The organism is Streptomyces prunicolor NBRC 13075, from assembly GCF_000367365.1.
In the GTDB taxonomy this organism is placed as follows: Bacteria; Actinomycetota; Actinomycetes; order Streptomycetales; family Streptomycetaceae; genus Streptomyces; species Streptomyces prunicolor.
In genome coordinates this window covers 1-15596 of record NZ_BARF01000158.1, presented here as the reverse complement: position 1 = coordinate 15596, position 15596 = coordinate 1, and the positions used below count along the sequence as shown (strand labels likewise).

Annotated in this window: 12 protein-coding genes; 6 read left to right on the top strand and 6 right to left on the bottom strand. The window is 66.5% G+C overall.

What is annotated here, in order from left to right; translation table 11 throughout:
- Positions 1-91 precede the first annotated feature (91 nt).
- The 3 genes from SPR02S_RS53435 to SPR02S_RS63745 all read right to left on the bottom strand — a co-directional run bounded on the left by SPR02S_RS53435 (position 92) and on the right by SPR02S_RS63745 (position 2449).
- Positions 92-475 carry a hypothetical protein gene (locus tag SPR02S_RS53435; protein WP_158698029.1) on the bottom strand — a complete coding sequence of 128 codons (384 nt, stop codon included), beginning with the start codon at positions 473-475 and terminating at the stop codon, positions 92-94.
- Between the two features lie 131 nt (positions 476-606).
- A complete protein-coding gene (locus SPR02S_RS58535; protein ID WP_245607790.1) occupies positions 607-1122 on the bottom strand; it encodes a hypothetical protein in 516 nt (171 codons plus the stop codon).
- 1147 nt (positions 1123-2269) lie between these two features.
- Positions 2270-2449 carry a hypothetical protein gene (locus SPR02S_RS63745; RefSeq protein WP_158698028.1) on the bottom strand — a complete coding sequence of 60 codons (180 nt, stop codon included), beginning with the start codon at positions 2447-2449 and terminating at the stop codon, positions 2270-2272.
- Between the two features lie 256 nt (positions 2450-2705).
- Between SPR02S_RS63745 and SPR02S_RS53425 the strand changes: the two genes are divergently transcribed.
- From SPR02S_RS53425 to SPR02S_RS53400, 6 genes are all read left to right on the top strand, one after another.
- Complete coding sequence (locus SPR02S_RS53425) at positions 2706-4097, top strand: tyrosine-type recombinase/integrase (protein ID WP_019065261.1); 1392 nt, start codon at positions 2706-2708, stop codon at positions 4095-4097.
- 1381 nt (positions 4098-5478) lie between these two features.
- Complete coding sequence (locus SPR02S_RS59450) at positions 5479-7326, top strand: DUF5005 domain-containing protein (protein ID WP_019065260.1); 1848 nt, start codon at positions 5479-5481, stop codon at positions 7324-7326.
- 74 nt (positions 7327-7400) lie between these two features.
- Positions 7401-7955, top strand: a complete 555-nt coding sequence (locus SPR02S_RS58525; RefSeq protein WP_019065259.1) for an SMI1/KNR4 family protein — start codon at positions 7401-7403, stop codon at positions 7953-7955.
- Between the two features lie 834 nt (positions 7956-8789).
- The gene (locus tag SPR02S_RS53410; protein ID WP_019065258.1) at positions 8790-9443 is read left to right on the top strand and encodes a response regulator transcription factor; all 654 of its coding nucleotides are present in this window, start codon (positions 8790-8792) and stop codon (positions 9441-9443) included.
- Positions 9434-10702 (top strand): sensor histidine kinase, encoded by a 1269-nt coding sequence (locus SPR02S_RS53405; protein WP_043259140.1) that lies wholly within the window; start codon positions 9434-9436, stop codon positions 10700-10702. The genes SPR02S_RS53410 and SPR02S_RS53405 overlap by 10 nt, the downstream gene beginning before the upstream one ends.
- A gap of 38 nt (positions 10703-10740) precedes the next feature.
- Positions 10741-12012, top strand: coding sequence for a COG4705 family protein (locus tag SPR02S_RS53400; RefSeq protein ID WP_026151722.1), 1272 nt, complete (start codon positions 10741-10743; stop codon positions 12010-12012).
- 209 nt (positions 12013-12221) lie between these two features.
- On the opposite strand, the gene SPR02S_RS53395 is transcribed toward SPR02S_RS53400, so the two are convergent.
- The 3 genes from SPR02S_RS53395 to SPR02S_RS53385 form a co-directional block, all read right to left on the bottom strand.
- Positions 12222-12884, bottom strand: a complete 663-nt coding sequence (locus SPR02S_RS53395) for a response regulator transcription factor (RefSeq protein ID WP_019065255.1) — start codon at positions 12882-12884, stop codon at positions 12222-12224.
- Positions 12885-13294: 410 nt separating this feature from the next.
- Positions 13295-14812: a hypothetical protein gene (locus tag SPR02S_RS53390; RefSeq protein WP_019065254.1), complete on the bottom strand. Its 1518-nt coding sequence runs from the start codon at positions 14810-14812 to the stop codon at positions 13295-13297.
- 198 nt (positions 14813-15010) lie between these two features.
- Positions 15011-15596 (bottom strand): DNA-directed RNA polymerase subunit alpha (locus SPR02S_RS53385; protein WP_019065253.1); only part of this gene is annotated, 586 nt, incomplete at its 5' end.

The following is a 15596-nucleotide window of genomic DNA, read 5'->3' as shown; positions in this document are numbered from 1 at the left end:
GCTGGTTTCTGCGGAATGGGTCAGTAGTCACAGCACCGTGAGTCCACTGCCACGGTGTCGATCCGGGCCGCCGAAGGTCTCGCTCGCGCCTTCAGTAGGTTTCCAGCGCGTCGATGTAGATCTTCGGCTGCTGCGGAATGGGTCCGAGGTGTGGTCCGCCTACCGTGCTGGCCTGGCTCTTGACGCCGTGGGCGGGCACGCCTTCGATGCGGAACTTGTTTGAGGCGACCCAGTCGACACCGTCGCCGATGCTGACATCGATGTCGTAATTGACGGGCTTGCCAGTGTCGTTGTGGACCGTGACGGTCGTGAAGATGCCGTCGTCCTCCGGCGTGGCATCCACTTCTGTATTGCCGTAGTACAGGACCCTGGTTTTTCCGTTCTGCGAGAACGAGGCTGTCGGCTCCGGGTCCTGCGGTGGTTCGCTGGACGCAGTTGAGGGCGATGGCGTGCTCGGCTGCGCGGGGTCCGTCACCGGGTGCTTAACGCCAGGGATTCCGCTGTCCTTGGTTCCGGCAAGGCACCCGCCAGTCAGAAGCGCCAGGGCGAGGACGATGCTCCCCCGAACGAGGACGGGGCCGTGTGATCGGACGTGTGGCAGTGGCGTCAGTCGCATGTGCCGACACTGAGGTAGTTGTCGACGACGACCGTGCCGCTCGGCGTCTCCATGTAGGAGTACGCCTGGCCGCAGTAGCCCTTGTTCTGGTAGACGGGGCCGGCGTACGAGGAATAGGCGCCGAAGTCCTGAGTGTCCGCGGTGGCGGTGTAGTTGTCCGCCAGGCGGACGCCCATGTACCGGGTGGAGCCGAGGTCATTGAAGAACACGGCGCAGATGGGGCGATCGTAGAGGTGGTTGGTCCCGCTGTAGGTGTTGTTCCACCAGGTGTAGGCGGTGCCGTAGGTCCCGTAGCGGGCCGCGCCGGTGGAGACGGTGTAGCCCGAACCGCACACATTCGCGGCCGCGGCTGCCGCGACGGCGTTGGACTCCAGGATCTCCTTGGTGCCCTCCGGCGCATTCGCCGCCATGGCAAGGCCCTCGCCCTGCCCGCCTGCGAACTGCACCGTCTCCAACGGCGTGTTCGCGCCCGACTCAGCCGCCGAAGCGTACGGCGCGGTCGTCATGAAGCCCAGCATGGCCACGGCGGCAACACACACGCGTAATGCAGTTCTCAATTTCACTCCTCGGATTAGGCATGACCATGTCATACTGATTTCGGTTCTGTCGTACAAGAAAGCATCAAGATGGGAAGCAGGCGGCCGGTGCGGCACGCAAATGCGCGTTTAAGTTAGCCGGGATTTCATCAGGTCGTACAGAATTCCCATACGTATCGGAACCCTGCTACCTCTGGAATTCCCCACGGTTCCACCGCAATTCAGGCTTTACAGCCCTTGCGCCAGAAGCCGGGTATGCCCCTTGCTCCAGACCTCGGCAGCTCAAAGGGCTCACGGCTGGGGGCGCCCCGCGATCCGATCGTCAGCCGACCGCCGGTCACGGCATCGATGCGCGCGGCGACATTCCCGCGTCACTGGTCACGGGGCAAGAATGGCCCTTAAGGGCTTGGCTGACTGTGCGACTGAGACCAGGAAACACCTGTTGAACTCAGCACGCGGCAACGAATTCGCCGTTCGGCAGCGCAGACCCGCATGACTTCCCCCTCCGTTGAGCACTTGATGCTCGTAACCGCAGGGAAGATCCGGATTCAAGAACACCGGACTGTACGTGCCCCCACGCCCCGCAGTCAGTAAGAGCCTATATCAGGCTCAGGGATTGCGAGAAGGGCTCCGGGATCGCAGGGGCCCGGTTTGCCGGTGAATGCTGTCACCGACAGTTTCACGCCATGCCTGGTTTCACTCTGTATGCGGCATGTTCCCCGTTTGCTGACTTTCTTGCGGGCTGTCGGATTCAAGTTGGCGAATCTCAGCCACTCATGCGCATGCCCGCAGGCCCGATTGCACATTCCCAGAGGTCTGGACCGGAAGGCGGCGGACCCCTTTAGCTGGCGAAGTGTTGGGGTATTGCATGGACGGGTCGCCACCCGTGCCAGGCTTGTGATTTTCAGCCGAACCGTGCGCCGGCCGAGGTGGAACGTCGCTGCTGTGGCGTGAGCAGAGAGTAGCCGATTCGAGAATGTGGTCTTGCTCATACTCGGCAGTGGTAGTTCTTGATCGTCATCGTGGTGTCATGTGGTCGCGTCGGCGGTGATGTTATTTCAGCGCTGGTGGCAGGCTTGCGTGTTGGCTCGATGACGGCGTCGCCAGGCGGACCAGTTCAGCAGTTGGTCGATGTTGTGGCGGAGCGGGGCAGAGTGGTTGCCCGCAGGACGGTCAGCAGCTCGCGTGTGCTGACCGGGGTGAGGCCGAGGGCTGTGGTGCGGGCGCGGGCGAAGCCCCAACGGTTGTCGAGCGGTTGAGTGCGTTCAGGGTCTGTCGCGCGGTTCTCGCCATGCATCCCCCACGGTGAACGCGTGTTCTGAGCGGTCGGGAACGGTAGTTCGGGGCGCTGGGGTGCGTGCAGTACGCATGGTGCGCCAAGCGCCGCAACCGGCCACACCGGGACCGGATATGACCAGTGGCGACGCAAGCCGGGCTGAACGTCTGACAGTCCGCGTTCGTCAACCGGGCACCGCCCGAGTGCCCTCTTGCAGGGGGATGTTGGAGTGGATGTGCCGGGCAGTCATGCTCCCGCCGATCAGAAGGAGGCAGGTATGGACCTGGACAACCACCACGGCGCCGTGCTGAAGCCCGAGCAGCCTGCGGATCGGGTTCCGGTACAGCCGCATGGTGATCGACGGCCGGACGGCGGCAGCGCGGTCGCGGGCTTGGCGGGAGAGTTCGGTGCGGAGCTGGTGCGCGCCATCCGCGTGGGCCTGGCCGAGGTGAGCGGCTCTGGCCAGGGGTCGCGGGGGCCGTCGCAGCTGAGCTGGTACGACTTCGCGGCCGAGTACGCGCGGGCTCACTGGTCCGGGCGGGCGGCGAAGACCCGGGACGAGGTCAGCGACGCGCTGACTGCCGTCACGGTGGCGATGCTGTGGGACCTTCCGGGCAGGCCGAGCGGGCAGCTGCTGCGCCGTGCCCTGCGGCACTGGGCGTTCGTCGTGCCCGGGCCGGGACGGGGGGAGATGCCGGCGCAGGACCGGCTGGTACTGCAGTGGGTGGCGAAGGCGTCCCGTCCCCTGGTGGACCTGAGTGATCCGGTCCTGGCGCGCGACGTGCTGGAGTCGCTGCGCCGCAAGCTGGACGGCGGTGAGGCGGCGGTGGAGACGGTGCGCCGCAAGCGCAAGGTGCTGGTGCACGCGCTCCACTACGCCGTCGAGCGGGGCGAGTTGGGCAGCCATCCGTTGAACAGGGTTCGCTGGCGGGTGCCCAAGCCGGCGGTCACGGTGGATCCGCGGGTGGTGGCCAACCCGTACCAGGCACGGGATCTGCTGGACGCCGTCTCCTACGTCGGCGGCTACCGGCGGGCCCGCGGCCGCCGGCTGGTCGGGTTCTTCGCCGGCATGTACTACGCGGGTCTGCGTCCGGAGGAGGCGGTCGCGGTGGCGCTGCCGGACTGCCGCCTGCCCGCCACTGGTTGGGGGCGGTTGATCCTGCACCGCACTCGGCCGCAGGCGGGCAAACGGTGGACGGACAGCGGCGAGTTCCACGACGAGCGCGGGCTGAAGAACCGTCCGCCGGGGGAAACGCGGGTGGTGCCGCTGCCTCCGCATCTGGTGGCCATGTGGCGCGAGCACGTCGCGACGTTCGGCACGGCCGATGACGGCCGGCTGTTCTTCACCGAACAGGGGCGGGTCATCAGCTACGGCACCTACCACCGGGTCTGGCACGAGAGCCGTGACCTTGCCCTGCCGCCCGCCCTCACCGGCACTCCGCTCGCGAAACGGCCCTACGACCTGCGGCACTCGGCGCTGTCCACGTGGCTGTGCGCGGGCGCGGACCCGGCAGAGGTCGCCCAGCGGGCCGGCAACAGCGTCGAGGTCCTGCTGAGCCGGTACGCGAAGTGCCTGTACGACCGGCAGTCCATCAACAACCAGCGCATCGAAGGGCTGTTGAGCTCCTACGACCAGCCGCCTGAGCCCGATGAGCCGTTCGAGGTGTAGCTGCCTCGCCCGAGCGTTAGAGGGCGCGAGGGCAGCCCGCAAGCTTCAGTTGGAAGGGCTGGACGCGACCCGACCTTCTTTCCAGATCGGGTCCCTACGGTACGAGGGGAAGCACACCCGGTGGCGGCTCTGCCGAGACCTCGCCATCCCCGCCGTGACGGCCGGCCGGATCGGCTCCCACGCTTCATCCGGTAGATCACTTGGGTGCGGCTCACGCCCGCCCCCTCCGCCCAAGACCGCACCTACGGCCGGCCGGGAAGCCCCGGAAAGCAAACCCCCTCTTGCGCGCGGTGGAACTGCCGGCTCCCGCAGGACACCTTCCTCGCTTCTGTCCTTTTCGAAAGCTCGCCCATCCGCTGACAAGCGCTACCTCGACCTGCACGCCACTCCGGTTCGCCTGCGTGTGGTCTCATCTCCGGAAAGTTCTTCGAGGAGATCCAACGTGATCGCATCGCGAACTCGAGGCGCCACTGCCTTGCGCGTGCCGAACGGAGCATTCCCCTTTTCGCGAGTGGAATAGGACGGTCCTTTTCCGCTCACGTCACTCAACCTCGCCAGCATCAAGCCTCACTATGGCCACCAGGGTTGACGGAACTTATCATGTACGCGTAAATTCCTGTCTCTGAATAGGTCAGGGGCGTATGCACATCCCCCCACCGCCTGACGGCTTCCTGCATCCGCAGGGAGGAAGCATCTATTCAGCTGCCCGTACGCCAGAGGTTTCAGGTTCTTGGATCCCTAGCGCCTCAATGCGGGTTTTGTTATCGCGGCGGTCGCAACGTGGGTCAGCAACCTCACGCCGGTCTTTAACCTCACGCCGGTCTTTCGTTTTCCCGTCTCTGTGAGATCTCTTATGAGGCGCCGTTGCTGCTCCGGCGTGTTCTTGCGCGCTGAAACTCGGCCTACCGCTCGTGATGTCAGTTCTATGAGGAGGGGTATTGAAAGCGCGAAGATTCTTACCTTTATCGATAGCGGCGGCACTCATCACGCTGCTCAGTCCGGCAGCAAGCAAGGCAGCAGATCCGCCTCCCAATCCACAGCAAATATCCGCGGCGCATGAGGGCACTCAAAAAGGCGCTGGACAGGGCGGCGGACTGGGGGCAGAACAAACAAAGCGAGAAAAAGGGCCAGAGGTCCGCGCTGCGGCGGACAACAAACCGGCTCCCACTGAGCCGGCACCAACCGAGCAGCCGATCAAGGGCGCAAAGCCCTGGCGGCATGGCAATAAGTACTACAGCAGCCGGGTCATCGTCTCGCCGAAGCCCCGCGAAGTGTCGGCCACGGCTAACCTCGATCGTTCATGAGTCCCCGTCAGCAAGCTGACGGGGACTCATGAACGATCGAGGCTAGCGGAACGGCAACCAAAACGCTCGAAGCGTGGATGACACCCGAGACCGGAACCGCCTGGCTTACCTTCACGTCATCCGAAGGGGCCCTCACCGGAGACAAACTCGGATTTTACGGATTCGGGACCAAGTTTTCCGGAAACAAGAGTTCCGTCACTGACTCAGGAACCCTGTTCCGATGCGATTCGGCCACCTACCTCGACTACCATTACGGCTGCATCTTCAAAGACGTGAACGACGTCTTCACCCTCACAGTCGACTCCGAGGTCAAGGAATCCGCCGATCTCATCTGGACTGCCCAGCACCGGCCCGACGAAACCTTCCCGATTTCCGAGGCCAGCAAATCCATTCCTGGGTCGGTCGCCAGCGGTCATCCTCTCACCCGCACGACAGAAGCCAATCAGCAAGCGAACCGGAACGAGTCCATCAGACAGTGCAAGATTTTCTTCGGACAGAAGTACTCCCGGGGAGGGCGCGACTGCGACGAGTACCCGTACGCGTCCACCGCCGAAGGGTCCAAGACAGGAGGCGTCGGCACCGCTCACTACGCAGCCCAGCCCCTTGACGGACCGCAGAACCAGAAAGCCGGGAGCCGACTCAACAGCTTCTTCAACGATCAGCGCATTCTCAGGGAGGAGGACGCGTTCTACGTCAAACTCGTCGATGCCGCTGGTAGCGACTACGCCGGGCCGACCAAGCCCTCCGGCGTCGCCATGCCGGTGACCTACCCCCAGTGCCAGAACAGCGCCCTGCCCGATGTCCAGTCGGTCCAGACGCAGGCCCCGCCCGTCGACAGGTTCCTCGACTACGCCAAGACCACCCCCGACGGTTGGACCGGCGGAGATTCCACCTACTCCGTCAAACTGCCCGACGGCCGCATCGCCTACCTCTTCTCCGACACTTTCCTCGGCCCACTCAACGCCGATGGCACCCGCCCCACCAACGCCAGAATGGTCAACAGCTCGATCGTGATCGACGACAACGGAACCCTGTCGACGATCACAGGTGGCACCAAGAACAACCCCGATGCCCTCATGCCGTCGGCAATCGACAACCGGTGGTACTGGCTGGGCGACGGCATGATCGCCAATGTTGACGGCACCAATTACCTGCAGGTCATGTTCCAGGAGTACAGGGGAACGCACGACGGGTCGGCGCTACCCTTCGCCTTTGCCCGCAATGTCGTGGCCACGTTCAGCCTGGACGACCTCAGCACGCCGATCTGGATCGACCCCCTGCCATCGAACATCGGGGTGGCGTGGGGCTCTGCCCTCCTGCCGGCCTCTCGCAGCGGTGACGGGTACACCTATATCTACGGTGTCAGCAACGATCAGACCAACAAGAAAATGCACATCGCCCGGGTCAAGGGCAGCGATCTGACCAAGGTCGGCGACTGGCAGTTCTTGCGAACCGACGTAACCGGCGACAACTGGATGCGCGCCGAAAGCGAAGGGAACACGATCCTCCCCGGCGTTGCCAACGAGTACAGCGTCACACCCTGGAACGGCCAGTTCGTCGTCATCAGCCAGGACAGCACCGAAGCATTCAGCAACAAGATCCGAATCTGGTCGGGGTGCGACCCCTACGGACCCTTCGGCTTCTGGGTGGACCACGACGAGGTCTACCGCATGCCCGAGACAGGGCTTTGGGGCAGCTACGGCGATCCCAATATCTTCGCCTACAACCCGCACGCCCATCCCGTGCTGCAGTCAGGGGGCCGCTGGACGTTGTCCTACAACGTCAACAGCTTCGACAACTCCGTCTCACCGACCGGCACTCACTACCGGGATCCGAGCGTCTACAAGCCGCGGTTCATTTCCTTCCTGCTGGTACCATCCACGACCGTCACGCTCAGCAGCAAACAGTTCCAATTCATCGAGTAGAGATCACTTGACCAGGGGTGGCGCCCCTGTGTGAGCGCCACCCCGGCGTCTCGGCCCGGAGGCCAGGAGGACCTATGAAGCTGCGCCCCATCAGCGAATCATGGCATCGCATCGAAAGATGGCTACAAGATCGTGAACGCCTCCGGGAACTAGCGCCTCCGGCCGCCGGTCAGGACATCGCCCGGATTGCCGAACGCCTCGGCGTGAACCTCCACCCGGACCATATGCAGCTCCTGCTCGGTCACAACGGCAGTGGCAGTTTCACCCTCCCTCCGTACTACGAGATCCTCAGCACCAACGAGGTCGTGGACGCCTGGCGGATCAAGACGGATGTCTGGGCCGATCACCCCCACTCCCCCTACCGCCCTCACTGGGTGCCTTTCGCATCCGACCGGGCCGGCGGCGTGCTCTATCTCGATGTCTCCCGACCCGACGAACACATCGGCGCTCACGACCGGGAGGGCAGCTCCCTGTTGTCGTCGCACTCCATGTGGGCGTCGCTTCCGTCACTCATGCACTACACCGCTGATGCACTGGAATCCGGACACGTGCTGGACCGCTACCGCCGCCCCAGCGACGAGGACGGCTTTTTGTTGTGGGAGGTGTTCCCGGACGCGGCCGACAACTGACCACGCAACGCTCATGAGTGCACGTCGTCAGAGATGGCTTGTCGGACGGGCTGCAAGGGGCCTCGCGCCCACTATCTTCGTGAACATGACATTGCAACGCTGGATCCCGCCCGCCGTGATCGCCGCAGTCGCTGTGTTCGCGACTGGTTGCGGAACTCAACGCGCCACCGGCAGTACCCCGTTGACCTCCGACGCGACACCCGATCCATACGTCAGCGTCATCCCCGCACCGACGGCCACGGATACCAGCGGACTTCGCAGCATCGTTACCGCTGGCCCGATCCCCTCGCCAGCTCCGGCCAAGGGTGCCGCATGTCATCGTGAAGGAGCGCGCGGCTCTGACGCGAGCGGCAATTCCTATGTCTGCCACACTGGGCATTGGGTGTTTCTGAAATTCGCTGCGCCGGAACCGGGTAGCCCTTGTGGAGCGGCGGGACGCTATTTCTACGTACGCAACGCTCCGGCTTACGAGTGCTATAAGGGAAATTGGCGGCGCGTTCCCGCAACCATGTCGCCAACCGCGTGACTAAAAGCTCCCAAAGACCCCCTTGGAACTGGCAACGCGAGCGCACGAGGCGATGCGCGCGACCCGGGGCGGCGTGCTGGGCGCATGCCTGATCGACGCCGAGCGGGGTGAACTCGCCTATGGGGCCGTCGGCAACATCGGCGGCAGTGACCCGGCGGAATCGCGTCGGTGTACTCCTGCATACGGTCCATGTCCCAGGGTGGTCCTCCCGCGGCAGCTCCCGCTGCGGCTCGGCCGGTCGTGCCCGAGCGTCGCGTGGCTGATCGGGGCAGATGGAGAACTGGAACGCGAGTATCTAGGGTCAGCACGTGGCTTTCATCATGGTGTGCGAAGACGACGCGGCGGTCCGCGGCATCCTCAAGCGCGCCCTGGAGCACGACGGCCACACCGTCTCCGTCGCCGCCACGGCCGACAGCCTGCTGCGGCAGCTCGCACCGGCGCCCCAGCTGGTCGTCCTGGATCTCGGGTTGCCGGACGCCGACGGTCGCGATGTCTGCCTGGCCCTGCGGGCTCGCGGCGTCGACGTGCCGGTGTTGATGCTCACCGCCTTGGACGGCCTGCATCACAAGGTGGGCGGCTTCGAGGCCGGCGCCGACGACTACATGACCAAACCCTTCGACATCCCGGAACTGCTGGTCCGTGTCCGGGCGCTGCTGCGCCGGGCCACCGTGGCGTCCGCACCGCACGAGGTCGTCCTCGATCCGGCGAAGCACGTGGTGACCTACGATGCGGTGAGCATGAGCCTGACCCCGACCGAGTTCCGGCTACTGGGCCGCCTGATCGCCTCGCAGGGCGACGCGGTACGCCGCCACGCCCTCGTCGCCGCCGGCTGGCCGCACGGGGCCCAGGTCAGCGACAACACCCTCGACTCCTATGTGCGCCGGCTGCGGACCAAGCTCGGTCCGCTGGGTGTGGCCGAGCGGCTGGCGACCGTCCGCGGCGTGGGCTACCGATGGCAGTGACGGGATTCCGCCGAAGCGTCGTCGCGCTCACCGTGCTGATCGCCACCGCAGTGGTCGCGATCCTGGTGGTGGTTTCGCACGTGCTGCTGAGCAGGGTGACGGATGCCGACGCGCACGATCTGGCCCGTACGCGCGCCGAGGCGGTCGCGGCGAACGTCAGCGCCAAGGGCGGCCGTGTCGTGCTCACGGAGAACAGCAGCGAGGCGCTGGACGAGGTCGCCTGGGTGTATGCCGATGGCCGTCTTGTCGACGGGGACGTGCCGCCGAGCGTGGTCGGGCGCGTCGAGGAGCTGGCGGACTCGGGGCGATCGCAGACCGCGACCGTCGGCGACTACCTCCTGTTCGCGCGGCCGGTTCCGGCCGGCGGCCACCACGTCATGGTGATCGTCCAGGTGGACCTCACGCCCTACGAGACGTCCGAGCAGCGCAGCCTGACCTTGTCGCTGATTCTGGGCGGCCTGACGATCCTCCTCGCCGGCGGTGTCGCGGACCTCGTGGTGCACCGCGCGCTGCGCGTCGTGCACGAGATGGCCGCCCTCGCCGACGACTGGGGCCATCACGAGCCCGGGCGCCGTTTCAACCTCGGAGTCCCCCGTGACGAGTTCGGGGAACTGGGACAGACCCTGGATCGCCTCCTGGAGCGGGTTGACAACGCGCTGGCGGACGAGCGCCGGCTCACCGACGAGATCGCCCACGAGCTGCGGACACCGCTCACGGTCCTGCGAGGCGAGGCGCAGCTGGCGCAGCTGTCCGGCGAGCAGGTGGCGCCGGAGGTGGTGCTGAGCGAGGTCGACCGCCTCAATGCGGCGATCACGACGCTATTGCGCGCAGCGCGCGCACGGACGGACGAGGGGACCCGGTGTGATCTGCGCTCCGCCGCGCGGCAGGCGATCGGCAGCCGCGCGGTCGAGGTCGCCTTCCCGCCGAAGGTCGAGGTGGCTTTGGCGCCCGACGTCGCTGTGTCGCTGCTGTCACCCCTGCTGGAGAACAGCCTGCGGCATGCGAAGTCCCGTGTGTGGATCACCGCGCGCAGCCAGGGCGAGGCCGTCGTGGTGGATGTCCTGGACGACGGCCCAGGGTTCGATCCCGCTGAGGTCGACCGGGTCTTCGAAGCGGGCGTGACCGGCGGCGGCGGGTACGGGCTGGGGCTGCCGGTGGCCCGGCGTATCGCTGCCTCGGCCGGTGTGGAGGTCCGGGCGATCGCGGACGGCCGCGGTCACGTCCAGGTGACACTCCCGGCCGCGAAGGCGGCCACGTAGTCAGGTTGCTTGCAGGTTCCCTCCGTAAGGCTCCCTGCATGACAACGACAACGGAAGCACGCCCACGCAGCGGGCGCCTCATGCTCAACAAGGTCCCCGAGGTCACCATCTGGTTCTGGGTGATCAAGATCCTGTGCACCACCGTGGGTGAGAGCTTCGCCGACTGGATCAACATGAAGCTGGGCGTCGGCCTGGTGAACACGGCCTGGATCTTCACCGCGGTGTTCGTCGTGGTCCTGGCCGTCCAGATGCGGCTCAAGCGGTACGTCCCGTTCCCGTACTGGCTGACCGTGGTCGTTGTCAGTGTCACGGGCACCTTGTACACCGACATCCTCACCGACCAGCTCAATGTGCCGCTGTGGATCAGCTCCGCCGTGTTCTCGGTTCTGCTCGCCGTGGTCTTCGGCGTGTGGTGGCTGCGCGAGCGCACCCTCTCGATCCACTCGGTCATGACGCTTCCGCGTGAGTCGTTCTACTGGCTCGCGGTTCTCGTCACCTTCGCGCTCGGCACCGCGACCGGGGACTGGACCCTGGAGCTCACCGGCTGGAGCCCGGGCGCCTCGGTGATGCTGCCGCTCGGCCTCATCGCGGCGATCACGCTGCTGTGGAAGTTCGGCGCGAACCCGGTGCTGTCCTTCTGGCTCGCCTACATCCTGACCCGCCCGCTGGGCGCGAACATCGGCGACTGGCTCGCCTCCCCGAAGGTCGCTCAGCCGGGCGAGCCGACCGGCCTCGCGCTGGGCACCTTCACCACCAGCCTGATCTTCCTCGGCCTGATCCTGGCCACCGTGGTCTACCTGACGGTGACGCGCTCGGACGTGACCGAGACCTACGAGGCCGCCCACGCCAGCCACGCCACCGGCGACCTGCGCAAGGAGCGCGTCGGTCTGGCCGGCTTCGGACTGCTCGCCGTCGCCACCATGGGCCTGCTGATCTGGGCCCACAGCCAGCCGCACACCGGCCCGGCGCCGGAGGCCGACAACACATCCGCCGTCCAGATGGCTCCAGGCCAGGCGGTGAAGAAGTTCCCGCCCGCCAAGGTCGCCGCGCTGAAGAACCTCGCCTCCACCTCGCTCAAGGACGCACGCTCGGGGAACGCGAAGGGAGCGCACACGGCCGCCCAGTCGCTGCGTGACCTGTGGGACGCCGACCAGGCATCGCTGCAGCCGCTGGACAACACCGGCTGGACCTCCATCGACGCCCAGATGGACAAGGTGCTGGGGACCTTCGGCATCGACCACTCGAATCCGCCGATGCCGCCTGCGCAGCAGGAGAAGGAACTGAACGCCCTCCTGACGGACATGGGCTGACAGACCCCCTGCGCCCGGCGACGGGTCGAGTGCGCGGGGCCGCGCCGAGAACCGCGCCGCCTCGGCACACGCCGACGAGCTGTGGTCAGTGCAGGCGGCCGCCTGTGCCAGCCCGGGCATGTCCGCGGACTCGCGTGGGCGGTCGAAGCCGGCGTCTCAACGGCTTCGGCCGCCCGCTGTTCCTCCAAGCTGATCGAGGACAAGGCGCTTCAGGAAAGGCGGTGTCCGATCCCGCGCGCCGTGCCGATGATCAGCGCGCTGCCAGCCTCACGCAGCTTCCGCCGCAGCCGGGTCAGGTACTGGTCCAGTGTGTTGTCACTGACCTGGGCACCCTCCGGCCAGCCCGCCGCGACCAGTTCGCGGCGCCGAACGACGCTCCCGCCCGCGGCCACGAGTGTGGCCAGCAGCCGGAACTCCGTGGGGGACAGGGCGACGGCCGTGCCGTGCACGGTGACGCGGTGGCCGACCGCGTCCAGAATCAGGTCCCCGACCACGATCGCCGCGGCCGGCGCAGCCCGCTTCACGGACGCACGCAGCCGGGCGGTGAGTTCGGCCAGATGGAAGGGCTTGGCCAGGTAGTCGTCACCGCCTGCCGAGAACCCCGACAGCCGGTCCGCGAGCTGTTGCCGGGCGGTCAGGAAGATGACCGGAGCCAGGAAGCCGTTGGTGCGCAGCGCCTGGCACACGTCCCGGCCGTCCGCGTCGGGCAGCCCGATGTCCAGGACAACCGCCGCGATGTCGCCGGTGGCCAGCCGCAGGGCGGTGGCACCGTCGGCGGCGAGGACGGGCTCGAATCCCTCCTCGTGCAGCCCACGGCGCAGCACGTCCAGCAGCACGTGATCGTCCTCAACGACCAATATCTTGTGACGCATGGTCTCCCTTAGGTGCTCCGGCCGGGCGGGTCGTGTCCGAGATGAGTGATTCGGGCGGCCAGTGGGCCATGGCCGACGGACACGCCGCCAGGCGGCCGGCGACGAGTCGTGCGGCATCGATCCGCGTGGAGCGCGCCAGAGTCACCGTGGTGCCGTGCCCCGAGGGGAGCGCCCATCCACTGGCAGCGCCCCTTTCCCTTGGACCACCTGACGTAGGTGAACGGGCGGATACGAATGACTACAAGGGTGTAGACGTTCGTCGCACTGTAGACGATCCGGGCGGGTACTGACCCGGTGGTGCGCCGTCCCCGCGGGAGTCCCCGGATGAACCGGTGCAACGGCCGGGCCCAGCCGTACTCGCTGACGCGCGCAGAGCAGCCGCCGAGGCATGGGGACCGGCGACACATGGACTACGCCGCGTCCAAGGCCGACAGTCGACCGGTCGCCCAGGGATAGGAGGCCCACCCCTGGACGAGTACCGGGTTGAGGGAGTTCTCGTGCCCGTTCAGGCATTCGTTGAGTGCCCAGGTGGAGCGTTGGGGGTCGGCCGCCCGCTCCAGGAGCAGCGAGTTGGGTGTGGTGTCGGTCAGAGTCACCAGGTGTTCGACTTCGTGGGCTGCGACGACCGTGGTCGGGATATCGGCGGTGGGCAGGTCGAGGTGGGGGAGGTTGGCGTTGGCGACGGGGAACGGTTCAAGGGTGACGATCAGTGCCTGGCGTGGACGGTCGGTCGGAATGGCGGCGAATGCCGGATGGCGCTGGTCGATCTGGGCCGAGGTGGCGTTGACCTGGCGGTAGGCGCGGGCGAGTTTGCTGTCGGTCTCGGCGACTCCGAGTTCCAGGCCGAGCCGGGCGTTCTCGGTCGGCATCATGGACTTGACTTCCACGAGCAGCACGAGGTCGTCGAAGACAACGATCCAGTCGACGCTCTGCAGTTCGTTCCGCTTCACCCGGTACGTGATCTCCGAGTTGACATCGGCGTCCGGTATCAGGCGGAGCTGTCGGCCGACGTACTCCTCGAAGAGGTAGCCGGTCTCCTGCAGGAAGTCGGGACCGAAGTGCTCGCGTCCTGTGTGGTAAATGCCGGAGGGGGTCGCTTTGCGCCAGACCAACTGGGGGGAGGGGCACAGCAGGCCGGGCCCGAAGCCGGTGACCGCGGGCCGGCCGAGCAGCGGACTGTATGTGAAGCGCCGCAACTGGGCCGCTTTGCCGCCGACCACCCTCGCCAGGTTCTGCGTGGTCTGCTTCTCGACCGCTTTGACCGAGGCCACGTTGGTGGCGAAGTGCCGTTCGACGACCCGCAGCACCGTGTCCCGGCTGACCGTGCGGCTGAACTTCTCGCCGTCCGGGCTGTCGAAGATCGCGGGATCGAAACGCCCGGCGTTGAACAGCGCACATCCCCACAGCAGCTGAGCGGTGCCCACGTAGTCGGGCAGCGAGCAGCCGAATACCTCGGTGTCCCAGCCGGGGACCATGCAGCGGGGTTGCCGGCGCGCGGGAAACGGTGTGTGCAGATACAGCGCCGCGGTACGGGCGAGAGCGGCGAACTCCGGGGTCTGGAAGGCCATCTGCTCGCCGCCCAGGCGCATCATGAAGTCCCTCAGGCGGACCGGATCCTCGTCGGTGCCGTGCAGGGTCGGTTCCTTCAGGCTGGAGTACGCGGCCAAGATCTCCAGCAGGTCGCGTTCGGTGGCGTCGGAGCGCAGGTGCTCGGTGCCGTAGGCCAGGCTGACGCGGGCCGCGTCAGCCAGTGCCCAGGGTGTGTACTTCAGTGAGGGGCTTTTCAGCCACGGGTGTGGCCGCTCGGGCGTGCTGTAGCGTGCCGCCGCGGCGGCGATCAGAGGCAGCAGCGAGCTGGGACGATGCCGCCGAATACGCCGGCGGTACTCGTCCTCCGTCACCAGCCGGTCATACAGGTACGCTGCCATCCCGCCATGATCCTCGCTGCGAAGACATTGTTCGAGGGATTTCTCCTGAGCCGGTGCGGAACGTTTTTTGCGGCACTTCGGCCGTGTCCGCGCGGCTGGGCGCGGACACGGCCGAAGAAGCCCAGCGCGCGGGCAACAGCGTGGAGGTCCCCTTGTCCCGGCACGCGAGGTGTCGCTATGCCTGGCGCGGTGCAGTGTTCAGTACTGCTCGGTCTCCACGAAGCCCGCGTCCACATCGTCGGCGCCGAAGGTGTCGGCGGCGGCGGTCGGGTTGAATCCGGGCGGGGCGTCCTTCAGAGCCAGGCCCATGCCGGCCAGCTTTTCCTTGACCTCGTCGATGGACTTCGCACCGAAGTTGCGGATGTCCATCAGGTCGGCCTCCGAGCGGGCCAGGAGCTCGCCCACGGAGTGGACGCCCTCGCGCTTGAGGCAGTTGTACGACCGGACGGTGAGCTCCAGCTCCTCGATCGGCAGGGCGAGATCGGCGGCGAGCGCCGCGTCAACCGGGGAGGGGCCCATGTCGATGCCCTCGGCGTCGATGTTGAGCTCACGCGCCAGACCGAACAGCTCCACCAGGGTCTTTCCGGCGGACGCCATGGCGTCGCGGGGACGCATGGCCTGCTTGGTCTCGACGTCGACGATCAGCTTGTCGAAGTCGGTGCGCTGCTCGACACGGGTCGCCTCGACCTTGTACGTGACCTTGAGCACGGGGCTGTAGATGGAGTCAATCGGAATACGGCCGATCTCCTGGCCCACCTGCTTGTTCTGCACGGCGGAGACGTAG